22 protein-coding genes are annotated in these 24,286 nt (G+C 70.4%); 15 read left to right on the top strand and 7 right to left on the bottom strand.

Annotated elements, in window-relative coordinates:
• Positions 1 to 386, bottom strand: a 386-nt coding sequence (locus AB0M67_RS23255) for a YjbQ family protein (RefSeq protein ID WP_365748246.1), incomplete at its 3' end; no start/stop codon positions are given.
• Between the two features lie 92 nt (positions 387 to 478).
• On the opposite strand from AB0M67_RS23255, the gene AB0M67_RS23250 reads away from it, so the two are divergent.
• The 6 genes from AB0M67_RS23250 to AB0M67_RS23225 all read left to right on the top strand — a co-directional run bounded on the left by AB0M67_RS23250 (position 479) and on the right by AB0M67_RS23225 (position 5,817).
• A complete protein-coding gene (locus AB0M67_RS23250; RefSeq protein ID WP_349817350.1) occupies positions 479 to 562 on the top strand; it encodes a putative leader peptide in 84 nt (27 codons plus the stop codon).
• A gap of 208 nt (positions 563 to 770) precedes the next feature.
• On the top strand, positions 771 to 1,631 hold the full coding sequence (locus AB0M67_RS23245) for an ABC transporter permease (protein ID WP_365748244.1): 861 nt from the start codon (positions 771 to 773) through the stop codon (positions 1,629 to 1,631).
• Entirely contained in the window at positions 1,604 to 2,377 is a 774-nt protein-coding gene (locus AB0M67_RS23240; protein WP_365748242.1) for an ABC transporter ATP-binding protein, read from the top strand. Before AB0M67_RS23245 ends, AB0M67_RS23240 begins: the two co-directional genes overlap by 28 nt.
• Before the next feature lie 42 nt (positions 2,378 to 2,419).
• Complete coding sequence (locus tag AB0M67_RS23235; RefSeq protein WP_365748240.1) at positions 2,420 to 3,460, top strand: ABC transporter substrate-binding protein; 1,041 nt, start codon at positions 2,420 to 2,422, stop codon at positions 3,458 to 3,460.
• Complete coding sequence (locus AB0M67_RS23230; RefSeq protein WP_365748238.1) at positions 3,457 to 4,665, top strand: LLM class flavin-dependent oxidoreductase; 1,209 nt, start codon at positions 3,457 to 3,459, stop codon at positions 4,663 to 4,665. Before AB0M67_RS23235 ends, AB0M67_RS23230 begins: the two co-directional genes overlap by 4 nt.
• Before the next feature lie 63 nt (positions 4,666 to 4,728).
• Positions 4,729 to 5,817, top strand: a complete 1,089-nt coding sequence (locus tag AB0M67_RS23225) for an NAD(P)-binding domain-containing protein (RefSeq protein ID WP_365748236.1) — start codon at positions 4,729 to 4,731, stop codon at positions 5,815 to 5,817.
• Positions 5,818 to 5,850: 33 nt separating this feature from the next.
• Here the strand turns inward: AB0M67_RS23225 and mltG are convergent, their stop codons facing one another.
• Positions 5,851 to 6,702 carry an endolytic transglycosylase MltG gene (gene mltG, locus AB0M67_RS23220; RefSeq protein ID WP_365748235.1) on the bottom strand — a complete coding sequence of 284 codons (852 nt, stop codon included), beginning with the start codon at positions 6,700 to 6,702 and terminating at the stop codon, positions 5,851 to 5,853.
• 206 nt (positions 6,703 to 6,908) lie between these two features.
• The gene (locus AB0M67_RS23215; protein ID WP_365748233.1) at positions 6,909 to 8,777 is read right to left on the bottom strand and encodes an ABC transporter ATP-binding protein; all 1,869 of its coding nucleotides are present in this window, start codon (positions 8,775 to 8,777) and stop codon (positions 6,909 to 6,911) included.
• Positions 8,778 to 8,916: 139 nt separating this feature from the next.
• On the opposite strand from AB0M67_RS23215, the gene AB0M67_RS23210 reads away from it, so the two are divergent.
• From AB0M67_RS23210 to AB0M67_RS23195, 4 genes are all read left to right on the top strand, one after another.
• On the top strand, positions 8,917 to 9,360 hold the full coding sequence (locus tag AB0M67_RS23210) for a MarR family transcriptional regulator (RefSeq protein ID WP_365748231.1): 444 nt from the start codon (positions 8,917 to 8,919) through the stop codon (positions 9,358 to 9,360).
• A 277-nt stretch (positions 9,361 to 9,637) separates the two neighbouring features.
• Positions 9,638 to 11,053, top strand: a complete 1,416-nt coding sequence (locus AB0M67_RS23205; protein ID WP_365748229.1) for a Gfo/Idh/MocA family oxidoreductase — start codon at positions 9,638 to 9,640, stop codon at positions 11,051 to 11,053.
• Between the two features lie 192 nt (positions 11,054 to 11,245).
• Positions 11,246 to 13,066 (top strand): ABC transporter ATP-binding protein, encoded by a 1,821-nt coding sequence (locus AB0M67_RS23200; protein WP_365748227.1) that lies wholly within the window; start codon positions 11,246 to 11,248, stop codon positions 13,064 to 13,066.
• Entirely contained in the window at positions 13,063 to 14,844 is a 1,782-nt protein-coding gene (locus tag AB0M67_RS23195) for an ABC transporter ATP-binding protein (protein ID WP_365748225.1), read from the top strand. Before AB0M67_RS23200 ends, AB0M67_RS23195 begins: the two co-directional genes overlap by 4 nt.
• An 84-nt stretch (positions 14,845 to 14,928) precedes the next feature.
• Here the strand turns inward: AB0M67_RS23195 and AB0M67_RS23190 are convergent, their stop codons facing one another.
• The gene (locus tag AB0M67_RS23190) at positions 14,929 to 15,720 is read right to left on the bottom strand and encodes a metal-dependent hydrolase (RefSeq protein ID WP_365748223.1); all 792 of its coding nucleotides are present in this window, start codon (positions 15,718 to 15,720) and stop codon (positions 14,929 to 14,931) included.
• Between the two features lie 75 nt (positions 15,721 to 15,795).
• Here AB0M67_RS23190 and AB0M67_RS23185 point away from each other — a divergent pair, with 75 nt between their 5' ends.
• Together AB0M67_RS23185 and AB0M67_RS23180 are read left to right on the top strand one after the other, a co-directional pair.
• Positions 15,796 to 18,369, top strand: a complete 2,574-nt coding sequence (locus AB0M67_RS23185; RefSeq protein WP_365748221.1) for a DUF3516 domain-containing protein — start codon at positions 15,796 to 15,798, stop codon at positions 18,367 to 18,369.
• A 37-nt stretch (positions 18,370 to 18,406) separates the two neighbouring features.
• Positions 18,407 to 19,285 carry an acyl-CoA thioesterase II gene (locus AB0M67_RS23180; protein WP_365748219.1) on the top strand — a complete coding sequence of 293 codons (879 nt, stop codon included), beginning with the start codon at positions 18,407 to 18,409 and terminating at the stop codon, positions 19,283 to 19,285.
• A 22-nt stretch (positions 19,286 to 19,307) separates the two neighbouring features.
• Here the strand turns inward: AB0M67_RS23180 and AB0M67_RS23175 are convergent, their stop codons facing one another.
• Complete coding sequence (locus tag AB0M67_RS23175) at positions 19,308 to 19,499, bottom strand: DUF6011 domain-containing protein (protein ID WP_249949069.1); 192 nt, start codon at positions 19,497 to 19,499, stop codon at positions 19,308 to 19,310.
• Between the two features lie 129 nt (positions 19,500 to 19,628).
• Here AB0M67_RS23175 and AB0M67_RS23170 point away from each other — a divergent pair, with 129 nt between their 5' ends.
• On the top strand, positions 19,629 to 20,117 hold the full coding sequence (locus AB0M67_RS23170; protein WP_365748217.1) for a glutathione peroxidase: 489 nt from the start codon (positions 19,629 to 19,631) through the stop codon (positions 20,115 to 20,117).
• A 58-nt stretch (positions 20,118 to 20,175) separates the two neighbouring features.
• On the opposite strand, the gene AB0M67_RS23165 is transcribed toward AB0M67_RS23170, so the two are convergent.
• Positions 20,176 to 21,402: an acyl-CoA dehydrogenase family protein gene (locus AB0M67_RS23165; protein WP_365748215.1), complete on the bottom strand. Its 1,227-nt coding sequence runs from the start codon at positions 21,400 to 21,402 to the stop codon at positions 20,176 to 20,178.
• Positions 21,403 to 21,578: 176 nt separating this feature from the next.
• Between AB0M67_RS23165 and AB0M67_RS23160 the strand changes: the two genes are divergently transcribed.
• On the top strand, positions 21,579 to 22,223 hold the full coding sequence (locus tag AB0M67_RS23160; RefSeq protein WP_365748213.1) for a TetR family transcriptional regulator: 645 nt from the start codon (positions 21,579 to 21,581) through the stop codon (positions 22,221 to 22,223).
• Positions 22,224 to 22,346: 123 nt separating this feature from the next.
• Here AB0M67_RS23160 and def read toward each other — a convergent pair whose 3' ends face one another.
• Complete coding sequence (def, locus tag AB0M67_RS23155) at positions 22,347 to 22,892, bottom strand: peptide deformylase (RefSeq protein WP_365748211.1); 546 nt, start codon at positions 22,890 to 22,892, stop codon at positions 22,347 to 22,349.
• A gap of 115 nt (positions 22,893 to 23,007) precedes the next feature.
• On the opposite strand from def, the gene AB0M67_RS23150 reads away from it, so the two are divergent.
• The gene (locus AB0M67_RS23150; protein WP_365748208.1) at positions 23,008 to 24,246 is read left to right on the top strand and encodes a MurT ligase domain-containing protein; all 1,239 of its coding nucleotides are present in this window, start codon (positions 23,008 to 23,010) and stop codon (positions 24,244 to 24,246) included.
• Positions 24,247 to 24,286 lie beyond the last annotated feature (40 nt).

Here is a 24,286-nt window from a genome sequence, read left to right as displayed (position 1 = left end):
TCCCCAGTACTGGACGTACTGGGGTGATCCGACAACGCGGCGAGCGTGCGTGCCGGGCGTCGCCGGGCAGGCGGGACTTTCGCAACACGCCCTAGGGCGGGGAGGACATGGTCCCTGCCGTGGCCCGGGGTGCCATGGCGGTGTTGCCAGCGGTCGTCGGCCGGGAGCAGGGTGTGGAGCGCGGCGAGCAGATCGTTGTCGCTGCCGGCGCCCGTCTCGATGATCGCCACACCGGCGGTCGCGTGCGGTACGAAGATATTCAGCAGACCGTCCCGGCCCGCCGCGCTGTCCCGGAGGAATTCCGCACAGGCATGGGTCAGATCGGTCACCGCCTCATGGGTGCCGGTGGTGACGTTCAGGGTCCTGGTGGTGAATGCGTCGGGCATGCCCCCATCTTCCCGCCCGCCCCGCGGGATCGCGCGTCCGCGTGCCGAGACACCATTGACCGGATCCGGAAACCCTCGCTACGTTCTGCGGCATGTTGCGTTCAGCTCTGCTCACCACGCGCGGTCATATCGACCTGCTGCGGGTGGCGTCCGCCGCGTGTCGTCGCGGCTGCTGACCTCTTTCTCCCCCCGGGGCGCTTTCCTTCCGCCGCGCCCCGCTTCTCCCGTCGCCCCGGTCGGTGTGTCCCACTGACCGTCCGCCGTCATACCCCCGCGCGCCGGCACTGAGGCACGTCCTTCCCGCACACGTTCTTACCGCACACGTCCTTACCGCCCGCGCCCTTCCGCACGCTCCTTCCCACTCCCCCCGCCCGAGGAGCCGCCATGACCATCGATCACGCACCGCCGGACATATCGGCGATTTCGAAGAATGAGCCCCTCGCGCTGGAGCCCGTGACACCCGCGGCCGGCTCCCGGCGCCGGGCCGTGCCGCGCTGGCTGCGGCGTACCGTCGGGCCACTGCTGCTCCTGGTCGGCTGGCAGGTGCTCAGCGCGACCGGGGTGCTGCACCCTGACATCCTCGCCTCCCCCGGCACCATCGCCCGCGCCGCCGGTGAGCTGATCAGCGACGGCACCCTGCCCGCGGCCATGGGGATCTCGCTCCAGCGGGTCGCCGTGGGACTGCTGCTCGGCGGGGTGATCGGGATCTCCCTCGCGCTGGTCTCCGGGCTCTCCCGGCTCGGCGAGGATCTGGTCGACGCGACCGTACAGATGCTGCGCACCGTGCCCTGGGTCGGGCTGATCCCGCTCTTCATCATCTGGCTGGGCATCGGCGAGGCCCCGAAGATCGCGCTCATCGCGCTCGGGGTGGCCTTCCATCTCTATCTCAATGTGTACGCGGGCATTCGCGGCGTCGACGAGCAACTCATCGAGGCGGGACAGTCGTTGGGGCTCGGCCGCTGGGGTCTCGTACGGCATGTCGTCCTGCCGGGCGCGCTGCCCGGTGCGATGACCGGGCTGCGGTACTCACTCGCCACCGCCTGGCTCGCGCTGGTATTCGGCGAGTCCATCAACGCCGACGCCGGTATCGGCTTTCTGATGAACCAGGCCAGGGAGTTCTTCCGTACGGACGTCATCGTCGTCTGCCTGGTCGTCTACGCCTTCCTGGGCCTGCTCGCCGATGCCGTCGTCCGCACTCTCGAAAGGCTGCTGCTGCAATGGCGACCGACATTCCAGGGCAAGTGAGCCCGCCGAGCACGGCTCCGGGGTCCGGAGGCGCGGCGGTACGGGTCGAGGGGCTGACCCGCGCCTTCGACGGGCGTCCGGTGATCGACCGGCTCGATCTGACCCTGCGTCCCGGGGAGTTCACCGCGCTGCTCGGCCGCAGCGGCTGTGGCAAGTCGACGCTGCTGCGGGTGCTCGCGGGGCTCGACCGCGATATCGAGGGAACCGTACTCGTACCGAAGCGGCGCGCGGTCGCGTTCCAGGCGCCGCGGCTGATGCCCTGGAAGCGGGTCTGGCGCAATGTGCTGCTCGGCCTCGACGGCAAGCCCCAACGGGACGTCGCCGAGAGCGCGTTGGCGGAGGTCGGGCTCAGCCACCGGTCGGGGGCCTGGCCGAAGACGCTCTCGGGCGGCGAGGCCCAGCGCGCCTCGCTGGCCAGGGCTCTCGTAAGGGAACCGGATCTGCTGCTGCTCGACGAGCCGTTCGGCGCGCTCGACGCGCTGACCCGGATCAGGGCGCAGCGGCTGGTGGCCGAGTTGTGGCAGCGGCGCGGCTGCGCGGTGCTGCTGGTCACCCATGACGTGGAGGAGGCGCTGCTGCTCGCGGACCGGGCGCTGGTGATGCGGGACGGAGTGATCGCGTACGAGACGCCGGTCGCGCTGGACCGGCCGCGCGCCGTCGGCGATCCCGGTTTCACGGCTCTCCGTTCCCGGCTCCTCACCGAGCTGGGGGTCGACGAGCCCGTCGCCGCGAGCACCGCCGCCTAGGCCCTGTCTGTCGCGCTCTCCCCCATATCAGAAAGACAGCCCATGAAACGCTTCCTCCCCGCGGTCCTGCTCCCCCTCGCCCTCCTCCTCACCGCCTGCTCCGGCAGTTCGTCCGCCGACGACTCCGGAGGCGCGGGCGGCGCCGTCGACGGCCAGGGCTCCCTGACCCTCAACATCGGTGACCAGAAAGGCGGTTCGGAATCGGTCCTCCGCGCCGCCGGTGAACTCGACGATCTCCCGTACCAGGTCAAGTGGTCCACCTTCACCTCGGGACCACCGCTGCTCGAAGCCGTCAACGCCGGTGCTGTGGACCTCGGTTCCGTCGGCAACACCCCGCCGGTCTTCGCCGCCGGAGCCAACTCGAAGATCACGGTCGTCGCGGCGACCCACGGCGATTCCCGGGGCGAGGCCGTCCTCGTACCGAAGGACTCGCCGCTGAAGGAGACCGCCGATCTGAAGGGCAAGTCCGTCGCGGTCGCCCAGGGCAGCTCCGCCCACTACCAGTTGATCGCCTCGCTCGGAAAGGCCGGCCTGACCCTCGACGACATCAAGGTCACCCTGTTGCAGCCGGCCGACGCCCTGGCCGCGTTCACCACCGGCAAGGTGGACGCCTGGGCCGTCTGGGATCCGTACACCTCTCAGGTACTGCGCGGTGGGCAGGGGCGGGTACTGACCGATGGCCGGGGCGTCGTCAATGGGCTGAACTTCCAGGTCGCCGCGCCCGCCGCGCTCAAGGACAAGGACAAGGCGGCGGCGATCGGTGACTTCATCGAACGGCTGCGCCGGGCGCAGGACTGGGTCTTCGGCCATCCCGAGCAGTGGGCGAAGGTCTGGGCGAAGGACACCGGGCTGCCGTACGAAGTCGCCCTGGACGCGGTGAAACTGACCCACGGCACGCGCGTACCGGTGGCCCTCGACCAGGCCGCGATCGCCTCGGAGCAGCGGATCGCCGACACCTTCACCGAACTGAAGCTCATCCCCAACGCCTTCGACTTCGCCGACTACGTGGACGACCGCTTCAACAAGGACCTCCCGCCGTCGACCTCGCCGGCGCGCAGCTACGGAAAGGGCTCTTCCCGATGAGCATTCATCTGCACTGGTTCCTGCCGACCGGGGGCGACGGACGTACCCTCGTGGACCGCCACGCGTACACCGACGGCGGTATCAAGCGCTCCCGGGTCACACCGGTGAGCGGGGTCAGGGCCCCGGACATCGACTATCTGGCGCAGATCGCCAAGGCCGCCGAGCATCTGGGCTTCGAGGCGGTACTGACGCCGACGGGCACCTGGTGCGAGGACGCCTGGCTGACGACGGTGGCACTCGCGCAGCAGACCGAGCGGCTGAAGTTCCTGGTGGCCTTCCGCCCCGGGCTGATCTCACCGGTGCTCGCGGCGCAGATGGCGGCCACGTACCAGCGCATCACCCGGGGCAGGCTGCTGCTCAATGTGGTGACCGGTGGTGACTCGACCGAGCAGCGCCGCTTCGGCGACCATCTCGACCACGACCGCCGGTACGCCAGGACGGCGGAGTTCCTCTCGGTGATCCGTGGTGTCTGGGGCGGCCGGCCGTACGACTTCGACGGTGAGCACTACCAGGTGGAGGGCGGGCTGACCGCGCTGCCGCCCGATCCGCTGCCGGAGATCTTCTTCGGTGGTTCGTCCGCGGCGGCGGGGCCGGTCGCGGCCGAGCACGCGGATGTCTATCTGACCTGGGGCGAGCCGCCGGCCCAGGTGAAGGAGAAGATCGACTGGATCCGCGGTCTCGCGGCGGAGCGTGGCCGTACGGTCCGCTTCGGCATCCGGATGCACACCATCTCGCGGGACTCCGCCAAGGAAGCCTGGGCCACCGCGAACCGGCTGCTGGACGATCTCGATCCCGACACGGTCGCGGCGGCCCAGCAGGCGCTGGGCAAGAGCGAGTCGGTGGGCCAGCAGCGGATGATCGCCCTGCACGGCGGGTCGCGCGACCGGCTGGAGATCGCGCCCAATCTGTGGGCGGGGGTGGGGCTGGTACGGGGCGGAGCGGGCACCGCGCTGGTGGGCAGTCACGCGGATGTGGCCGACCGGATCGAGGAGTACCACAAGCTGGGGATCGAGCACTTCGTCCTGTCCGGCTATCCGCATCTGGAGGAGGCGTACTGGTTCGGGGAGGGCGTGACACCGCAACTGGCCGCGCGCGGGCTCCTCGCGCGTGTCCCGGCCTCGCCGCTGCTGGGCGTGCCCGCGGCGAACGGCCGCCCGGCATCCGCGCCCGGCGGCGCTCCCCTGCTGCTCTCCGGCGGCCGGTGACAGAGGACCCAGCGCTTCAGGTCTCGGGGGAAGATTCCAGCCCCGGAGGCTGTTGGTAGAAACGTGAACGACTTTGGGGTGCGGAACATCGATGTGGTGGTCGTGGGCGCCGGGCAGGCGGGTCTGTCCGGCGCCTACCATCTGCGGCGGTCGGGTCTTGAACCCGACCGCGACTTCGTCGTACTGGACCATGCCCCGCACCCCGGCGGCGCCTGGCAGTTCCGCTGGCCGTCACTGACGTACGGCAAGGTACATGGCATGCACGCGCTCCCCGGCATGGAGCTGATCACCACGGAGAGCGATGACGCCCGGCCCTCCTCCGAGGTGATCGGGGCGTACTTCACCGCCTACGAGCGGCGCTTCGGCCTCCGGGTCCATCGGCCCGTGGATGTCCGGGCGGTACGCGAGGGCGACGGCGGGCGGCTGCTGGTGGAGACGTCTGAGGGGAACTGGTCGGCCCGCGCGCTGATCAGCGCCACGGGGACCTGGGACCGGCCGTTCTGGCCGCGCTACCCCGGTCAGGAGACCTTCCGGGGGCGGCAGTCGCACACCGCGGACTATCCGGGGCCCGACGGGTTCACCGGGCTGCGGGTGGTCGTGGTGGGCGGCGGGGCCTCCGGCACCCAGCATCTGATGGAGATCGCGGAGGTGGCGGCGGACACCACGTGGGTGACGCGCCGCCCGCCCGTCTGGCGCGAGGGCCCGTTCGGCGAGGAACAGGGGCGGGCGGCCGTCGCGCTCGTCGACGAGCGGGTACGGCGGGGACTGCCGCCACGCAGTGTGGTGTCGGTGACCGGTCTGCCGGTCACCGCGGCGATCTCGCGGGCCCGTGAGACGGGGGTACTCGACCGGCTGCCGATGTTCGACCGGATCACCCCCGACGGCGTGGCCTGGGACGACGGCCGGACGGTGGAGGCCGATGTGATCCTCTGGGCGACCGGGTTCCGGCCGGCCGTCAGCCATCTGGCACCCCTCGGACTACGGGAGCCGGGCGGTGGTATCCAGGTCGAGGGCACTCGGGCCGTACGGGACGAACGGGTCCATCTCGTGGGGTACGGGCCGTCGGCCTCGACGATCGGCGCCAACCGGGCCGGGCGGGCGGCCGTACGGGAGATCAAGGAGCTCCTGGCGCGCGAACCGGCCGTGGCCTGACGCGCCCGAGCCCGCGGCCGGGCGGAGAGGCGATCAGGCCGAGCCGTTCGCGGCCTTGCGGTTCTCGTTGAACTCCTCGACGTTTCGCCGCTGCTCGGCGTATTTGTTGGTGAAGCGGGTGTCCCCGGGCTTCACCGTGACGAAGTACAGCCAGTCCCCGTTTGCGGGGTTGAGCGCCGCGTTCATCGCCTCCTCCCCCGGGTTGCCGATCGGCGTGGGCGGCAGGCCCTTGCGCTCATAGGTGTTGTACGGACTGTCGATCTTCGTGTCCGCGTTGCTGGTGTCCAGTGTCGAGCGGTTCAGCGCGTAGTTCAGCGTCGAGTCCATCTGGAGCGGCATGCCCAGTGACAGCCGGTTGTGCACGACTCTGGCGACCTTCGCCATATCGGCCACCGAGTCCGCCTCCGCCTGCACGATGCTGGCGATGATGACCGCCTGATAGGTCGTCATCCCGGCGTTCTGCGCCCCGGCGCTGACCCGGCCCGCCCCGAACCTCTGGTTGGCGGTGTTGACCATATAGCTCAGCAGATTGGCCGGGGTCGTCGCGGAGCCGACCGGATAGGTGGCCGGGAAGAGGAAGCCCTCGGGGTTGCCCTTGGCGGGCTCGGGCAGCCGCAGTCGCGCGGTGGACGCCGCCTTGCGGGTGGTGCCCTCGGACAGACCCAGTGCCTGATCGACGGAGACATACACATCGGCGGCGCGCCGACCCTCCGGAATGACCAGTGTCGTCCGCTTCTCGCCGTCTCCGTCCCCGGTCAGGAGCAGCACGGGAACCAGCACCGCGGCGGCCACGACCAGGACCACGGTCAGCAGCAGGACCAGCCGGCCCCGGCGGGTCAGCCGGGGTCTGCCCCCGAATCTCGCCTCCGGATGCTCGTTCATCATGAGGGCACGCTAACCCGGAGTGATCGGCGAACCCGGCACTTCAGGCGTGCCGACACGGGCAACGCGGCAATACCATACGAACGGCATACGAACGGCACGCGAGCCACCCGTCGACGGCGGCCGGACCGGTCACGGAGAGCACGCACTCCCGGTCGCCGCACGTGTGCCGTCGCTCCCCGTTCCACGGGAACGGCGGCACTGCCGTGTCACGGCGAGACCGACGCCAGCGCCTCGGTCTGCTGATGCGGCGGCTCCTGATGCGGCTCCTGCCGGTGCGGCCGGCCGTCCCCGCGTACCAGGGCGGCATAGCGGCCGTCCCGCTCGATCAGTTCGTCGTGCGTGCCCCGCTCCGCGATGGCGCCCGCGTCGAGGACCACGATCTGGTCCGCGTCCCGGACCGTCGAGAGCCGGTGCGCGATGGTGAGGGTGGTGCGTCCCTCGGAGAGCGCGTCGATGGCCTGCTGCACCGCCTGTTCGGTACGGGTGTCCAGCGCGCTGGTGGCCTCGTCGAGGATCAGCACAGGCGGGTCCCGCAGGATGGTGCGGGCGATCGCGAGCCGCTGCTTCTCGCCGCCGGAGAACCGGTATCCGCGCTCACCGACCAGCGTTCCGTAGCCGTCGGGGAGCGAGGTGATGTGGTCATGGATCTGGGCGGCTCTGGCGGCCGTCTCGATCTCCTCGTCGGTGGCTTCCGGCTTGGCGAAGCGCAGATTCTCCGCCACCGAGGCATGGAACAGATAGGTCTCCTGCGAGACGACGCCGACGGCCCGCGCGAGCGTGTCGAAGTCCAGGTCGCGCACGTCGACGCCGTCGATCAGGACCCGGCCGCCGGTCACGTCGTACAGCCGGGGTACGAGATAGCTCAAGGTGGACTTGCCCGAGCCCGTGGGGCCGACGACCGCGAGGCTGCCGCCGGACGGGACCGTCAGATCGATCCCCCGCAGCGTCTGGCGCCCCTTGTCGTCATAGCTGAAGTCGACGTCCTCGAACCGCACTTCACCGCGGATCGTGTCGAGCTTGACCGGCCGCTCGGGCTCGGTGATGTCGACGGGCAGATCGAGATACTCGAAGATGCGCTGGAAGAGGGCGAGCGACGTCTGCATGTCCACACCGGTGGAGAGCAGGCTCACGGCGGGCCGGAACAGGCCCTGCTGGAGCGAGACGAAGGCGACGAGCGTACCGATGGAGACGGCCGTGCCACCGGCGCCCAGCGCGATGCCCGCGGCCCAGTAGATCAGGGCGGGCATGGCGGCCATCACGATGCCGATCGTCGACATCCGCCACCGGCCCGCCATGTTGGAGCGCACCTCCAGGCCGACCAGCCGCTCGGACTCGTCGGCGAAGGACTTGGTGAGCGAGTCGGCGCGGCCCATCGTGCGGCCGAGCAGGATGCCGCTCACGGAGAGCGATTCGGTGACCGTGGCGGCCATGGTGGCCATCTGGCGCTGGCGGTCCGTGGTGATCTTCTTGCGTTCGCGGCCGACGCGGCGGCTGATCCAGACGAACACCGGCAGCAGAGTCATCGAGACGGCGGTGAGCCGCCAGTCCAGGGCGAGCATCGCGACGACCGAGGCGACGACGGCCGTGAGATTGGAGACCAGGGAGGTCGCGGTGGAGGTGACGGTCGCCTGCATACCGCCGATGTCATTGGCGATACGGGACTGGACCTCGCCGGTCCTGGTCCTGGTGAAGAAGGCGAGCGGCATGCGCTGGAGCCGGTTGTAGACGCCGGTGCGCAGATCGTGCATGACCCGCTGGCCGACCGTGGTCGAGATCAGGGTCTGGAGCACGCCGAAGACGCTGTTGACGACGGCCGTGAGAATCATGCCGAGGGCGAGCAGACTGAGCAGTCCGGTACGGCCCTGCGGAATGGCGGTGTCGAGGATCTCGCGCAGCATGAACGGCGAGGCGACCGTGACCAGCGATGACGCGCCGACGAGCAGCCCGACGATCGCGAGCCGGCCGCGGTAGGGACGGAAGAGGCCGAAGATGCGCCGCAGCTGGGCGGGCGGCTCCGGCTGCCCCGGATCACCGGGGTGGGACGAGGGTGTCCACGTCGAGTGTTCGGGTTTCATGGGCTCCTTCGATGGCAGAGGCGATGGCCGAGGTCTCGTCGAACGAAGGTCCCGACGGACACACGACGGGCGAGACTCGCCGAGCATAGCTCACTGTTACCTATGTTCACAATGACCATAGTCCTGATATTATTCCGCCATGAATACCCCCGACTCCGACGGCCTGCTGGCGGAGCAGCTGCTGCGGCTGACCCGCAGGCTCCACCGCGTCCAGAAGCGGCAGCTGGAGCCGATCGGTATCACCCCCGCCCAGGCCCGGCTGCTGCGTACCGTCTCGTCCTACGACAAGCCGCCCCGGATGGCCGACCTGGCCCAACGTCTCGAAGTGGTGCCCCGGGCCGTGACCTCCCTGGTCGACGGGTTGGAGGCGAGCGGCTCGGTGCGCCGCGCCCCCGATCCGACCAACCGGCGCGTGGTCCGTATCGAGCTGACCGACACCGGCCGGGCCACGCTGCGGGCCCTGCGCGTCGCCCGCCGGTCGGCCGCCGAGGATGTCCTGGCCCCGCTGACCGCCGAGCAGCGCGAGGTCCTCGGCGGACTGCTGTCGACGCTGGTCGACGGCTGCCCCGAGCGTCACCACTGACGCCGGGGCGCGCGGACTCACATGTCCCGGGCGCCCGGCGGAAGCACGGAGGAGCCCAGAAGAGTCCAACAGCCCGTTCCCAAGAGTCCAATCGGACCCTTGCGTATCACCTTGCGCATCGCCCGCGTCGGCGGCCAAGGTCCTTTTCGAGGTTCACGCACCAGCCGCGCACGTCAACTCCCCCCTTGGAGGGTCGATGCACGACGCAGCACCGGAGAACCCCGGCAGGGACGACGCATCCGTCGGTGAGGACGGAGAAGACAGAACCCAAGGAGAGATGAGCCGCCGCTCGGTCCTGCGGACCACGGCGGGTGTGGCGGGCGCCGGGCTCGGCCTCTCCGCTCTCGGCGGCGGCACCGCCGCCGCGGCCGGGCCCGCCACGGCCGCCGGAGCCGCGGACTCCGCCGCGTCCGCCGACTCCGCCGACTCCTCGGCGCCCCCGCGCAAGGGCCGCACCATGGCCGGGGTCCCGTTCGAGCGCCGTACGACGGTACGGGTCGGCATCATCGGCCTCGGCAACCGCGGCGGCAGCATGATCGACCTCTTCCTCGCCGTCCCGGGCGTCCGGGTCGTCGCGCTCTGCGACCCGGTGAAGGCGAAGACGGAGAGCGCCGCCGCGAAGGTGGTACGCGCCGGTCAGCCCGCGCCCGCCGTCTACACCAACGGCGAGCACGACTACGAGAACCTCTGCGCCCGCGGGGATCTCGACTTCGTCTATGTGGCCACGCCCTGGGACTTCCACTTCGAGATGGCCAAGTCGGCGATGCTGAACGGCAAGCACGTCGGGGTGGAGTGTCCGGTCGCCATGCGCCTCGACGAGCTGTGGCAGCTCGTCGATCTCTCCGAACGCACCCGGCGGCACTGCATGCAGCTGGAGAACTGCTGCTACGGCAAGAACGAGATGCGGGTCCTCCGGATGGCCCACGCGGGCAAGTTCGGGGAGCTGTTGCACGGCGCGGGCGCCTACAACCACGATCTGCGCGGTCTGATGTTCGACCCCGACTACTACGAGGGGCCCTGGCGCCGGCTCTGGCACACACGGCTGCGCGGCGATCTCTACCCCAACCACGGCTTCGGCCCGGTCGCCAACTACATGGACCTCAACCGGGGCGACCGCGCGGTCTCCATCACCAGCGTCGGCACGCCCGCGCTCGGGCTCGCCGAGTACCGCGCGGCCCATATGCCGCCCGGCGACCCGAGCTGGAAGGAGACCTACATCGGGAGCGACCGGACGATCAGTCTGGTCAGGACGGCGAAGGGCCGGGTCATCCGGCTGGAGCACGATGTGTCGACGCCACACCCGTACAGCAGGATCAACAGTCTCGGCGGTACCAAAGGTGTGTTCGAGGACTATCCCGAGCGCATCTATATCGAGCCGGACCACACCGATGACGCCTGGGGTGATTTCGGGAAGTACGCGGACTGGGACCACTGGCTCTGGAAGGAGCACGCCAATCCGCCCGGTGGCCATGGCGGGATGGACTACATCATGGTCTTCCGGCTGATGCAATGCGTCCGGCTGGGCCTCGTGCCAGACTTCGACGTGTACGACGCGGCGACCTGGACCGCGCCAGTGCCACTCAGTCACGCGTCGCTCAGGGCGAACGGAGCCCCGCAGCAGATCCCCGACTTCACGCGCGGCGAGTGGCGCAAGGCCCGTGCGGGGATGGACTCCGGCAGACCGGAGGAGTGACCGGGGTGCGGGGGCCGTACGGTACGCACCGTACGGCCCCCGCACCGGCCGGCTCATCCGCCTCCCGGCGTCCCTCCTCGTACCCCGCCCCCTGGCTCGTTCTGGCTCTTTCCCTGGAAAACCCATTGCCCCGGGCACTCCAATAAGGCGAACCTTGCACGGTTTGGGCCACTCCACGAGTCATGGGACATCATGCAGATTCGCGACCTTCCGTATCCCGATCCAGGGGTTCCCGACGCCAGGTCGGGCCCTCGGTTCCTGCTGTGGCTCGGGCGTAACCAGCTGGGCGGACAGATCAAAGCCGTGTGCTGGGGCCTGCTGCACTTCGCGGGCATCGGCGGGCTCTCGGTGGGCGCCGGGCTCGCCGTCCAGGCGGTGATCGACCGCTCCGGCGGCCGGCTCGCGGTCGCCGGGGGCTTCATCGCGCTGTGCGGCGCCGCCATCTCGGTCGGCGACACCATGCTGCACCGCACCGCCGTCACCAACTGGATCGCCGTCGCCGCGCGTGTCCAGCAGCTGCTGGCGCGCAAGACCGCGTACCTCGGCTCGGCGCTGACCCGCCGGGTCGCCGCCGGAGAGGTGGTCGCCGTCTCCACCGGCGACGTCGAGAAGATCGGGTGGTTCGTGGAGGCGCTTTCCCGCTTCCTGTCCGCCTTCATCGCGATCGTGCTGATCTGTATCGGGCTGGTGCTGTATCTGCCGGAGCTGGGGACGCTGGTCGCGATCGGCGTGCCGGTGCTCGCCCTCGCCGTCCTCCCGCTGCTCCCCCGCGCCGCCCAACGCGCCGACATCCAGCGTGAGAAGGCGGGCAAGGCCACCGAACTGGCCTCCGACACCGTCGCAGGACTGCGGGTGCTGCGCGGCATCGGCGGCGAGGAGCTGTTCCTCGGCCGCTACCGCGCCGCGTCCCAGGAGGTGCGCCGGGCCGCCGTGCGCAGCGCCCGCATGTGGTCCCTGATCTCCGCGATCCAGGTACTGCTGCCGGGCATCATGCTGATCTCGGTCATCTGGTACGGAGCCCAGCTCGTGCTGGACGGCAGGATCGAGGTCGGCGGTCTGGTGACCGTCTACAGCGCGGTGACGCTGCTGCTGTTCCCGCTGCGGCACTTTGAAGAGATCGCGATGGCGTACTCCTTCTCCCGGCCCTCCGCGAAGCGCGCGGCGCGGGTGCTCTCGCTGGAGCGGTCCGCGTTCGAGGACGAGCGCGGCCGGCTGGACGACGCACGGCCGACGGGGGATCTGTACGACCCCGTCACCGGTCTGCGCGCCCCGTCCGGGCTGCTGACCGCCGTGGTGTGCGGCGATCCGGACGCGGCGGGGCGGCTCGCCGAGCGCCTCGGGGGCCATGCCGCCGACGAGGAGAAGAACGCGTCCGTGCTGCTCGGCGGGGTGGCGCTGGACGATCTGCCGCTGGACGCGGCGCGGGCCGTCGTCCTCGTACAGGACAAGGACCCGGTCCTGCTGTCCGGGACGCTCACCGAGCTGCTCGACATCCCGGCCTCCGGCGCGGTCGATCCGGAGAAGGCGCTGGCCGCGGCCCAGTGCGGCGACGTACTCGACGCGCTGATCCAGGCGTCCGTGGACGGCAGCGGCGACCCGATGCGGTCCAGGATCACCGAGCGCGGCCGGTCCCTCTCCGGCGGCCAGCGCCAACGGCTGGCGCTGGCCCGTTCACTGGTGACCGACCCGGAGGTGCTGGTGCTCGACGAGCCGACCTCCGCCGTGGACTCGCATACGGAGGCCCGGATCGCGCAGAGCGTGAAGGAGCTGCGGGCCGGCCGTACGACAGTGGTGTTCGCGTCCTCACCGCTGCTGCTCGACCACGCGGACCGCGTGGTGTTCATCCATGAGGGCCAGGTCTCCGCGGTCGGTCTCCACCGCGAGTTGCTGCGGAGCGAGCCCGGTTACCGGGCGGTCGTCACCCGCGAGACCGAGGACGAGCACAGCGAACAGAGAAAGATCATGACGCCGGCGTCGGTGCCGGCACGGGAAGAGATCGAGGAATCAGCATGATCGGCGTGGCCCCTCCGGCGTACGACCCGGCGGCGCCGGAGTCGGCGACGACCCTGCCCGTCGGGACGCCGGCGACCGTACGCGCCTATGTCGGCGAGCTGCTGCGGCGTCACCGCACCCCGTTCATCCTGCTGATCACGGTCAACACGGTTTCCGTGATCGCCTCGATGGTCGGTCCCTATCTGCTCGGCGACATCGTCGAGAAGCTCTCCGACGGCGCGCGTGAGCTGCAGCTGGAGCGCACCGCCGCGCTGTTCGCGATAGCGCTGGTCGTCCAGACCGTCTTCGTACGGATGATGCGGCTGCGCGCGGCGATGCTCGGCGAGGAGATGCTCGCGGATCTGCGGGAGGACTTCCTCGTCAGATCCGTCGGGCTGCCGCCCGGTGTGCTGGAACGGGCGGGGACCGGCGATCTGCTGTCCCGGATCACCACCGACATCGACCGGCTGGCGAACGCGATGCGCGAGGCCGTGCCCCAGCTCGCGATCGGCCTCGTCTGGGTGGCGCTGCTGCTCGGCGCGCTGACCGTGACCGCGCCGCCGCTGGCGCTCGCGGTGCTGCTGGCGGTGCCGCTGCTGGTCGTCGGCTGCCGCTGGTACTTCAGGCGCGCGCCCTCCGCCTACCGTTCGGAGGCCGCCGGATACGCGGCCGTCGCGGCCGTGCTCGCCGAGACGGTGGACGCGGGACGGACGGTGGAGGCGCACCGCCTCGGCAGGCGCCGGGTGGAGCTGTCGGAACGGCGGATCAAGGAGTGGACGGCCTGGGAGAGGTACACGCTCTGGCTGCGGTCGGTGCTGTTCCCCGCCATCAACGTCACCCATACGACGATCTTCCTGGCCGTGCTGGTGATCGGCGGGTCCTTCGCCCTCCAGGGCTGGATCACCGTCGGCCAGCTGACCACGGGCGCGCTGCTCGCCCAGATGCTGGTGGAACCAGTCGGCATCATCCTGCGCTGGTACGACGAACTCCAGGTCGCGCAGGTCTCCATCGCCCGGCTGGTGGGGGTACGGGACATGGAGCCGGACGCGGGCGACGCTTCGGTCGTCCCCGACGGGCGCGATGTCAACGCCGACAAGGTGCACTTCGGCTACCGCGAGGGCGTCGACGTACTGCACCGGGTGACGCTGAACGTCAGTCCGGGCACCCGGCTCGCACTGGTCGGTCCGTCCGGCGCCGGCAAGTCGACGCTGGGCCGGCTGCTCGCGGGCATCTACGGTCCGCGTACGGGCCGGATCACCCTGGGCAGCGCGGAGCTGTCCAAGATGCCCGCCGAGCGGGTACGGGAGCATGTCGCCCTGGTCAACCAGGAGCACCATGTGTTCGTGGGCGCGCTGCGCGACAATCTGCTGCTGGCGCGCACGGGCGCGCAGGACTCCGAGCTGTGGGCGGCGCTGGCGGCGGTCGACGCGGAGGACTGGGCGCGGGCGCTGGACAAGGGCCTGGACACCGAGGTCGGTTCCGGCGGTACGGCACTGACACCCGCCCAGGCCCAGCAGATCGCGCTGGCCCGGCTGGTACTCGCGGACCCGCACACGCTGGTGCTCGACGAGGCGACCTCGCTGCTGGACCCGCGCGCCGCCCGGCATCTGGAACGTTCGCTGGCCCGCGTCCTGGACGGCCGTACGGTCGTGGCGATCGCCCACCGGCTGCACACCGCGCATGACGCGGATGTGATCGCGGTGGTCGAGGACGGCCGGATCAGCGAACTGGGCAGCCATGACGAGCTGGTGGCCGTGGACGGCGCGTACGCCGCGCTGTGGCGTTCCTGGCACGGCTGACGGAGCGCGGCGGCGGTCCCGTACAAGGCCCGTACGAGCCGGTACGGGACCGCCCCGCCGACGCGCCCGACGCGCCCCGCCGCGTCAGATCAGATTGAGGGCGGACGCGCCGCCGACCCCGCCCAGCAGCATGAACACCGGCATCAGCACCTTCAGCTCCACCCAGCTGCCGGCCCGGAACCGCATCGCCTTCGGCGGGCCTATCGGGTACCAGCGCTTGCGGCCCAGCGGGATGGGCCAGAGGATCGGGCAGCCCGAGACCGTCAGCGCGTCCCCGATGTCATGCACCAGCGCGCCCAGGACGATCGGCAGACCGAGCCAGAGGTACTCCTGCCCCGGCGCGGTGAAGAGCCAGTCCGCGCCGTTGCCCGGCTGGTCCAGGACGCCCGCGAGGAGCCAGGCGCTGGTGGCGCCGAGCAGCCAGACCAGGACATCGCTGGAGACCCGGGCGGCCCGCCACAGCAGGCCCTCCACCGCGAGCACCAGATGGACGAAGAGGATCGCCAGCACCCCCCAGCGCCCGGCGGTGATCGCGATCAGCGAGGCACCGCCGCCGATCAGGACCGCCCACAGCCAGGTGTGGGTCAGGGTGCGGTGGCCGCCGGTCCTGCGGGGGTCTCCCGGCTTCCTGGTCGCCTTGTAAACAGCGAAGGACAGCTTGTCGACGATCTCGCAGAGCGCCTTGGACACCGGTCCGAACGCCCGGGATATCGTCGCGGCCTTGTGGTCGAGGTCGGGGGCGAGCGCGGCGCCGGCGGTGATCAGCGCGCCGACCACCAGGACGGGCCATGGCATGGTGTGGCCGGCGGCTGCCGCGGCGGCGCCCACCCCCAGCCAGGCCGCTGCCCCTGACAGAGAGTGTGCCGGTCCCATCATGGTCGTACCCGTCCCCGTGCGATCGTGGTGAAGGCCAGTGTGTCCAAGCCCAGTTGACGGGTCAGCGTATCGTCCGTGATCTTCGGCCCGGCGTCCGGTTCCCTGATCGGGACGGAAGGCAGGCAAGATGGGGGGGTGACCCTTATCGATCAGCTGCCGCCGGATGCCGACCCCGATGCCCTCTTCGAGGCTTTCTCCTCCTGGGCCGAGGGCCAGGGCATCACGCTCTATCCGGCTCAGGAGGAGGCGCTGATCGAGGTGGTCTCCGGGGCCAATGTGATTCTGTCCACCCCCACCGGCTCCGGAAAGAGCCTGGTCGCGGCGGGTGCGCACTTCACGGCGCTGGCGCAGGACAAGGTCACCTTCTACACCGCGCCGATCAAGGCGCTGGTGTCGGAGAAGTTCTTCGACCTGTGCAAGCTCTTCGGCACGGAGAACGTCGGCATGCTGACCGGCGACGCCTCCGTCAACGCCGACGCCCCGGTGATCTGCTGTACGGCCGAGGTGCTGGCCTCCATCGCGCTGCGCGACGGCAAGCACGCCGATATCGGCCAGGTGGTGATGGACGAGTTCCACTTCTACGCCGAACCGGACCGTGGCTGGGCCTGGCAGATCCCGATCCTGGAGCTGCCGCAGGCGCAGTTCATCCTGATGTCGGCGACGCTCGGTGATGTCTCCCGCTTCGAGGAGGACCTGACCCGTCGCACGGGCCGGCCGACGTCCGTCGTACGGTCCGCGACCCGGCCGGTCCCGCTGTCGTACGAGTACCGCCGCACCCCGATCACCGAGACGCTGACCGAGCTGCTGGAGACCCGGCAGGCACCCGTCTATATCGTGCACTTCACACAGGCCGCCGCCGTCGAGCGGGCGCAGTCGCTGATGAGCATCAATATGTGCACGCGTGAGGAGAAGGACCGGATCGCCGATCTGATCGGCAACTTCCGTTTCACCACCAAGTTCGGCCGTAATCTCTCCCGTTATGTTCGCCATGGCATCGGGGTGCACCACGCGGGCATGCTGCCCAAGTACCGGCGGCTGGTGGAGAAGCTCGCCCAGGCCGGTCTGCTGAAGGTCATCTGCGGTACGGACACGCTGGGGGTCGGTGTCAACGTCCCCATCCGTACGGTGCTGTTCACCGCGCTCACCAAGTACGACGGCAATCGCGTCCGCACCCTGCGCGCCCGGGAGTTCCACCAGATCGCGGGCCGGGCGGGGCGGGCCGGATTCGACACGGCGGGGCTGGTCGTCGCGCAGGCGCCGGAGCATGTCGTGGAGAACGAGAAGGCGCTGGCGAAGGCGGGCGACGACCCGAAGAAGCGCCGCAAGGTGGTGCGGAAGAAGGCCCCCGAGGGCTTCGTGGCCTGGTCGGACACCACGTTCGAGAAGCTCATCGGCTCCGATCCCGAGCCGCTGACCTCCCGCTTCCGGGTCACCCACACCATGCTGCTGTCGGTCATCGCGCGGCCGGGCAACGCCTTCGAGGCGATGCGCCGGCTGCTGGAGGACAACCACGAGCCGCGCAGGCAGCAGCTGCGGCACATCAGGCGGGCCATCGCCATCTACCGCTCGCTGCTGGACGGCGGGGTGGTGGAGCGGCTGGCGACCCCGGACGCCGAGGGCCGGATCGTCCGGCTCACCGTCGATCTCCAGCAGGACTTCGCGCTCAACCAGCCGCTCTCCACCTTCGCGCTGGCCTCGTTCGAGCTGCTGGACCCCGAATCGCCCTCGTACGCCCTGGACATGGTCTCCGTCGTCGAGTCCACGCTCGACGATCCGCGGCAGATCCTCGCCGCGCAGCAGAACAAGGCGCGCGGCGAGGCGGTCGGCGCGATGAAGGCGGACGGGATCGAGTACGAGGAGCGGATGGAGCGGCTCCAGGAGGTCACGTACCCCAAGCCGCTCGAAGAGCTGCTGGTGCACGCGTACAACACGTACCGCACGAGCCATCCATGGGTCGGTGACCACCCGGTCTCGCCGAAGTCCGTGATCCGTGACATGTACGAACGGGCGCTGTCCTTCACCGAGTTCACGTCCCACTACGAGCTGGCGCGTACCGAGGGCATTGTGCTGCGCTATCTCGCGGGCGCGTACAAGGCTCTGGAACACACCATTCCGGACGATCTCAAGTCGGAGGATCTGGAGGATCTCACGGCCTGGCTCGGCGAGATGGTCCGGCAGGTCGACTCCAGTCTGCTCGACGAGTGGGAGCAGCTGGCCAACCCCGAGGTGGAGACCGCCGAGCAGGCGCAGGAGAAGGCCGACCAGGTCAGGCCGGTCACGGCCAATGCCCGCGCCTTCCGGGTCCTCGTGCGCAACGCGATGTTCCGCCGGGTCGAGCTGGCCGCGCTGGACCATGTGCGCGAACTGGGCGAGCTGGACGCCGAGTCGGGCTGGGACGAGGAGGCGTGGGGCGAGGCGATGGACGCGTACTGGGACGAGTACGAGGACCTGGGCACCGGTCCCGACGCCCGCGGGCCGAAGCTGCTCGCCATCGAGGAGGACCCGGCGCACGGCCTGTGGCGGGTCCGGCAGACCTTCGCCGACCCGAACGGCGACCATGACTGGGGCATCAGCGCGGAGGTCGACCTCGCGGCCTCCGACGAGGAGGGGCTCGCGGTGGTGCGGGTCACGTCCGTGGGCCAGCTCTGAGATACGCACAGCACCGAGAACGGGAGAACACAGCGCCATGACAAACCCCGCCGAGAGACTGGTCGATCTGCTCGACCTGGAGCGGATCGAGGTCGACATCTTCCGCGGGCGCAGCCCCCAGGAGTCCCTGCAACGGGTCTTCGGCGGGCAGGTGGCGGGCCAGGCGCTGGTGGCGGCCGGCCGGACCACGGACGGGGACCGCCCGGTCAACTCGCTGCACGCGTACTTCCTGCGGCCGGGCCGCCCGGGTGTCCCGATCGTCTATCAGGTCGAACGGATCAGGGACGGCCGGTCGTTCACCACACGCCGGGTGACGGCCGTTCAGCAGGGCCGTACGATCTTCAATCTGACGGCCTCCTTCCACCGCCCCGAGGAGGGCGGCTTCGAGCACCAGCTGCCGCCCCGGCTGGACTTCCCCGACCCCGAGTCGCTGCCCACGGTCTCGGAGGAGGTACGGGAACATCTGGGCCAACTCCCCGAGCCGCTGGAGCGGATGGCCCGGCGCCAGCCCTTCGATATCCGGTACGTGGAGCGGCTGCGCTGGACACGCGAGGAGATCAAGGACGCGGACGCGCGCAGCGCGGTCTGGATGCGCGCGGTGGGCCCGCTGGGCGACGACCCGCTGGTGCACACCTGCGCGCTGACGTACGCGAGCGATATGACACTGCTGGACGCGGTGCGCATCCCGGTGGAGCCGCTGTGGGGCCCGCGGGGCTTCGACATGGCGTCGCTGGACCACGCGATGTGGTTCCACCGTCCGTTCCGGGCGGACGAGTGGTTCCTGTACGACCAGGAGTCACCGATCGCGACGGGCGGCCGGGGGCTGGCCCGGGGGCGTATCTACGACCGCGAGGGGAAGCTGCTGGTGTCGGTGGTGCAGGAGGGGCTGTTCCGCCGCCACGACGCGCGGGGATAGTGCCCGGGGCGGAGAAGACCCCTCAGATCCCCGGGAGCGGGTCCTGATCCGCCTCGCGCCGCCGGGTTCTGATGTCCGGCGCGGGCGGATGGAGTTTGGCGTCACAGGCGGGCCCGAGGCCGGTACGGCGCGACGCCGTACCGGTGAGCGGCCTGCCGCACATCCCGCACCGGACCGTCCGGTGCGTGGGGTCGTCCGGTTCCGTGCCGGGCAGCCGGTCGTCGTGGAGCTCTGAGGGGCGTGGTGATTCCTGCACGGTCCCAGCTGTATCAGCCCTGCCCGCCGGGTTGGTCGTCCGCGGGTCCACAATGAGCCGAGAACACCGGATACCGAGGAGATCTTGATGACTCTGTACGACATCCCGCTGAACACGCTGACCGGTGAGCCCACCTCCCTGGCCGCGTACGAGGGCAAGGCCGTGCTGGTGGTGAACGTCGCCTCCAAGTGCGGTCTCACCCCGCAGTACGCGGGTCTGGAGCGGCTCCAGCAGCAGTACGGCGACCGGGGCTTCACGGTCCTCGGCGTGCCGTGCAACCAGTTCGCGGGCCAGGAGCCCGGCACCGCCGAGGAGATCGGTACGTTCTGCTCGGCGACGTACGGGGTGACGTTCCCGCTGCTGGAGAAGACGGACGTGAACGGGGAGACCCGGCACGCGCTGTACACGGAGCTGACGAAGACGGCCGACTCCGAGGGCGAGGCCGGCGATGTCCAGTGGAACTTCGAGAAGTTCCTGATCTCCCCCAAGGGCGAGGTCGTCGGCCGCATCCGGCCGCGCACGGAGCCGGAGGCACCGGAGGTCGTGGCGGCGATCGAGGCGCTGCTGCCGGCCTGATCCGGGACCGCCGAGCGGCCCGCCCTTGGTCGCGCGGGCCCCTCGGCGGCGCGCGGCGTCAGCGGATCGGCATCCCCGACAGTGCCCGGGCGATCACCAGGCGCTGGATCTCGCTCGTTCCTTCGAAGATCGTGTAAATCGCGGCGTCCCGGTGCATCCGCTCCACCGGGTACTCGCGGGTGAAGCCGTTGCCACCGAGTATCTGTACGGCCTGCGCGGTGACCTTCTTCGCCGTCTCGCTCGCGTACAGCTTGGACATGGACCCCTCGGCCGAGGTGAACGGCTTGCCCGTGGCCGCCATCCAGGAGGCCCGCCACACCAGCAGCCGGGAGGCGTCGATCCGGGTGCGCATATCGGCCAACTGGAAGGCTATGCCCTGGTTGTCGATGATCGGGCGGCCGAACTGGCTACGGGTCCTCGCGTAGTCGAGGGCGACCTCGTACGCCGCGCGCGCGGTGCCCACCGCCATCGCGCCGACCGCCGGGCGTGAGGCCTCGAAGGTGGCCATCGCCGCGTTCCTCACCCGTTCACCGCCGGACGCGGCCCGCTCCCGGGCCCGCGCCAGCCGCTCGTCGAGCTTCTCCTTGCCGCCGAGCAGACAGTGGCCCGGGATCCTGACGTCCTCCAGGACCACCTCGGCGGTGTGGGAGGCGCGGATGCCGTGCTTCTTGAACTTCTGGCCCTGGGAGAGGCCGGGGGTGCCCGGCGGGATGATGAAGGAGGCATGGCCCTTGGAGCCCAGGTCGCCGTCGACGACGGCGACCACCACATGGACATGGGCGATCCCGCCGTTGGTCGCCCAGGTCTTGGTGCCGTTGAGCACCCACTCGTCCTTCGCCCCGTCGTACACGGCGCGGGTGCGCATCGCGGCCACGTCGGAGCCCGCGTCGGGTTCGGAGGAGCAGAAGGCGGCGACCTTCACATCGTCCGCGTCGCCGTACATCTGCGGGATCCAGGTGCCGATCTGCTCCTCGGTACCGTTGGCGAGGACGCCGACGGCCGCCAGGCCCGTCCCGACGATCGACAGGGCGATGCCCGCGTCACCCCAGAACAGCTCCTCCATCGCCATCGGGATACCGAGGCCCGTGGGGTCGAAGAACTGCTGGGCGTAGAAGTCCAGGGAGTAGATGCCGACCTTGGCCGCTTCCTGGATGACCGGCCACGGCGTCTCCTCACGCTCGTCCCACTCCGCGGCGGCCGGGCGGATGACATCCGCGGCGAAGCCGTGGAGCCAGTCGCGTATCTGCTTCTGGTCGTCGTTGAGATCGAGCGTGAACTCGGCCATGTTCCCCTCCAGCACTGCGCGACCGCTGAGCCGTCACCGTTGTTACCTGCGGTAACCTTAGCCTGTTACCCGTACGTGGGAAATGTCAACGGGCCACGGCCTGATCAGCGTCGATGGCGGGCAGGGTGTTACGTTGCCGGGGCGTCAGGCAATCGCAGGGGCGGGGAGACAGACCTATGGAGACCACACAGCAGGCCGAGCAGCAGCGGTCGGCGCGGGCGCGACGGCGCCAGCTTCTGGAGGCCGCGGACCGAGTGGTGCTCAGGGACGGCCCGCAGGCGTCCATGAACGCCATCGCCGCCGAGGCGGGCATCACCAAGCCCATTCTCTACCGTCACTTCGGCGACAAGGGCGGTCTCTACCGCGCGCTCGCCAAGCGCCACACCGACGCCCTGCTCGACGCCCTGCGCACCGCGCTCGACGCCCCCGCCGAGCGGCGCCGGCGGGTCGAGGCCACGCTCGACACCTATCTCGCGGCGATCGAGGCGCGCCCCCAGGTCTACCGGTTCCTGATGCATCCGGCCGAGGACGCGCACCTGCCCGAGCAGGGCTTCGACGTCGGCCGCCACTCCGCGCCGCTGCTGCGCCGTCTCGGCGAGGAACTCGCCAAGGTCATAGAGGAGCGGGTCGACCTCGGCCCCGACAGCGCGCAGCTCTCCCGGGTCTGGGGTCATGGCATCGTCGGCATGATGCACGGCGCCGGCGACTGGTGGCTCGGGGAACGGCCCTGCTCACGGGAGCAGTTGGTACGCAGCCTGGCGGATCTGCTGTGGGGGCGGCTGGCGGATGTGAGCGACCGCGCGGGCGGCCCCGGCTTCTGAGGAACCGCGAGGAACCGCGAGGGCGCACCGGCGAGCGACCGGCGCACCCGCGAGCGACCGCACGGGGAACGCGCCCGCGCCCCGCGCGCACCCCGCACGCCGGGCCCCGGGTGCGCTCACGCGCTACGACCCGGTGGCCCAGGGCGCCTTGCGCGCGGCCCGCAGCACCTTCGCCCGCCGCCACCCGGAGAGCCGGTCGGGATAGACCCGACCCTCCAGATGGTCGCTCTCGTGCTGGAGACAGCGCGCGAAGAACCCCGAGCCCTCGATCCGCACCGGCGCGCCGTCCCGGGTGACGCCCTCGGCCACGGCGTGGTCGTACCGCTCCGTACCGGCCTCAAGGCCCGGCAGCGAGAGACAGCCCTCGGGGCCGCGCAGCGTGATCCCGTCCGCCTCGGTCAATCGCGGGTTGACGAGGTGTCCGAGATGGCGGACGTCCTCGTCGTCCGGGCAGTCGAAGACGAACACCCGGAGAGGTACGCCGATCTGGTTGGCGGCGAGCCCGACCCCCCGGGCGGCGTACATCGTCGCGAAGAGATCCTCGATCAGTTCCGCGAGCGCGGGACCGAAGTCGGTGACGGGCTCGCAGGGGGTGTGAAGCACGGGATCACCGAGCATTCGCATGGCTCGTACTCGCCCGGTACTGCCGGGGATCGGACGGTTTCGCATGACGGTCAGGGTACGGTCCGTGGTATCCCCCGCCTTCTGCCCGGTGCCGCGGTTCGGGCCCCTGGCCGGATCTCGATAGGCTGACCCACGGACCGACGCAAGGAGGATCAAGGCGATGTCAGGCAACACGGACCCGCTGACGCCGCGGGCCAAGCTGGCCGTGACGGCGGGCAGGGCCGCGGCAGCGGTGTCGCGCGCCGCGGGCCGCGGCAGCGGATCGGTGATCGGCGGGAAGGTCGCGCTCAGACTCGACCCCGATCTGCTCGGACGGCTGGCGCAGCATCTCGACGTCATCCTCGTGTCGGCGACCAACGGCAAGACCACCACGACACGGCTGATCGCGGAGGCTCTGCGGGCCGCGGGGCCCGTGGTCTCCAACGCTCTCGGCGCCAATATGCCGGCCGGTATCACCTCGGCCCTCGCGGGCGGTTCCGACGCCAAGTACGGCGTGATCGAGGTCGACGAGAAGTACCTCGCCGGCGTCGCACGGGACACGACGCCCAAGGCGATCGCCCTGCTCAATCTCTCCCGCGACCAGCTCGACCGCGCCGCGGAGACCCGGATGCTCGCCGAGAAGTGGCGCGAGGGCCTGGCCGGTACGAAGGCCGTCGTCATCGCCAACGCCGACGACCCGCTGATCGTCTGGGCCGCCTCCTCCTCGCCCAATGTGGTCTGGGTCGCGGCGGGACAGGAGTGGAAGGACGACGCCTGGTCCTGCCCCGCCTGCGGCGGTGTGATGCAGCGCCCCGGCGACGACTGGTTCTGCGGTGACTGCGGATTCCGCAGGCCGCCCCCCAGCTGGGCGCTGCACGGCGACCATGTCCTCGACCCGCACGGCTCCGCCTGGCCGATCCACCTCCAGCTGCCCGGCCGCGCGAACAAGGCGAACGCCGCCACCTCCGCCGCCGTCGCGGCGACCTTCGGAGTGCCGCCGCAGGTGGCGCTTGAGCGGATGTACCAGGTGCAGGCCGTGGCCGGCCGGTACGACGTGGTGTCGTTCCTCGGCCGCGATCTGCGGCTGCTGCTCGCGAAGAACCCCGCGGGCTGGCTGGAGACCTTCTCCCTCATCGATCCGCCGCCGACCCCGGTGATCCTCGCCGTCAACGCCCGTGGCGCGGACGGCACGGACACCTCCTGGCTGTGGGACGTCGACTACACCCGGCTGGCCGGCCATCCGATCTTCGTCATCGGGGACCGGAAGCTGGACCTCGCGGTACGCCTCGAAGTCGCCGGTCTCGACTTCCGTGTGTGTGAGACCCCGGACGAGGCCGTGCAGATGGCGCCGCCCGGACGGATCGAGGCGATCGCGAACTACACCTCGTTCCAGGACCTGCGCCGCCGTGTCGGCAACTGACCCGGCACCGGCAAACCAGCCCCCTCGGAACCATGAAGGA

It is taken from the genome of Streptomyces sp. NPDC051662 (genome assembly GCF_040681655.1).
Classification (GTDB): Bacteria; Actinomycetota; Actinomycetes; order Streptomycetales; family Streptomycetaceae; genus Streptomyces.
This window is presented reverse-complemented; position numbering and strand designations above follow the sequence as displayed.

Bases quoted from the DNA above. Each gene is read 5' to 3' on its own strand.
- AB0M67_RS23250 (WP_349817350.1), top strand. From the start codon at position 479: ATGTTGCGTTCAGCTCTGCTCACCACGCGCGGTCATATCGACCTGCTG.
- AB0M67_RS23245 (WP_365748244.1), top strand. From the start codon at position 771: ATGACCATCGATCACGCACCGCCGGACATATCGGCGATTTCGAAGAAT.
- AB0M67_RS23240 (WP_365748242.1), top strand. From the start codon at position 1,604: ATGGCGACCGACATTCCAGGGCAAGTGAGCCCGCCGAGCACGGCTCCG.
- AB0M67_RS23235 (WP_365748240.1), top strand. From the start codon at position 2,420: ATGAAACGCTTCCTCCCCGCGGTCCTGCTCCCCCTCGCCCTCCTCCTC.
- AB0M67_RS23230 (WP_365748238.1), top strand. From the start codon at position 3,457: ATGAGCATTCATCTGCACTGGTTCCTGCCGACCGGGGGCGACGGACGT.
- mltG (WP_365748235.1), bottom strand. From the start codon at position 6,702: ATGATGAACGAGCATCCGGAGGCGAGATTCGGGGGCAGACCCCGGCTG.
- AB0M67_RS23215 (WP_365748233.1), bottom strand. From the start codon at position 8,777: ATGAAACCCGAACACTCGACGTGGACACCCTCGTCCCACCCCGGTGAT.
- AB0M67_RS23210 (WP_365748231.1), top strand. From the start codon at position 8,917: ATGAATACCCCCGACTCCGACGGCCTGCTGGCGGAGCAGCTGCTGCGG.
- AB0M67_RS23205 (WP_365748229.1), top strand. From the start codon at position 9,638: ATGAGCCGCCGCTCGGTCCTGCGGACCACGGCGGGTGTGGCGGGCGCC.
- AB0M67_RS23200 (WP_365748227.1), top strand. From the start codon at position 11,246: ATGCAGATTCGCGACCTTCCGTATCCCGATCCAGGGGTTCCCGACGCC.
- AB0M67_RS23195 (WP_365748225.1), top strand. From the start codon at position 13,063: ATGATCGGCGTGGCCCCTCCGGCGTACGACCCGGCGGCGCCGGAGTCG.
- AB0M67_RS23190 (WP_365748223.1), bottom strand. From the start codon at position 15,720: ATGATGGGACCGGCACACTCTCTGTCAGGGGCAGCGGCCTGGCTGGGG.
- AB0M67_RS23180 (WP_365748219.1), top strand. From the start codon at position 18,407: ATGACAAACCCCGCCGAGAGACTGGTCGATCTGCTCGACCTGGAGCGG.
- AB0M67_RS23170 (WP_365748217.1), top strand. From the start codon at position 19,629: ATGACTCTGTACGACATCCCGCTGAACACGCTGACCGGTGAGCCCACC.
- AB0M67_RS23165 (WP_365748215.1), bottom strand. From the start codon at position 21,402: ATGGCCGAGTTCACGCTCGATCTCAACGACGACCAGAAGCAGATACGC.
- AB0M67_RS23160 (WP_365748213.1), top strand. From the start codon at position 21,579: ATGGAGACCACACAGCAGGCCGAGCAGCAGCGGTCGGCGCGGGCGCGA.
- def (WP_365748211.1), bottom strand. From the start codon at position 22,892: ATGCGAAACCGTCCGATCCCCGGCAGTACCGGGCGAGTACGAGCCATG.
- AB0M67_RS23150 (WP_365748208.1), top strand. From the start codon at position 23,008: ATGTCAGGCAACACGGACCCGCTGACGCCGCGGGCCAAGCTGGCCGTG.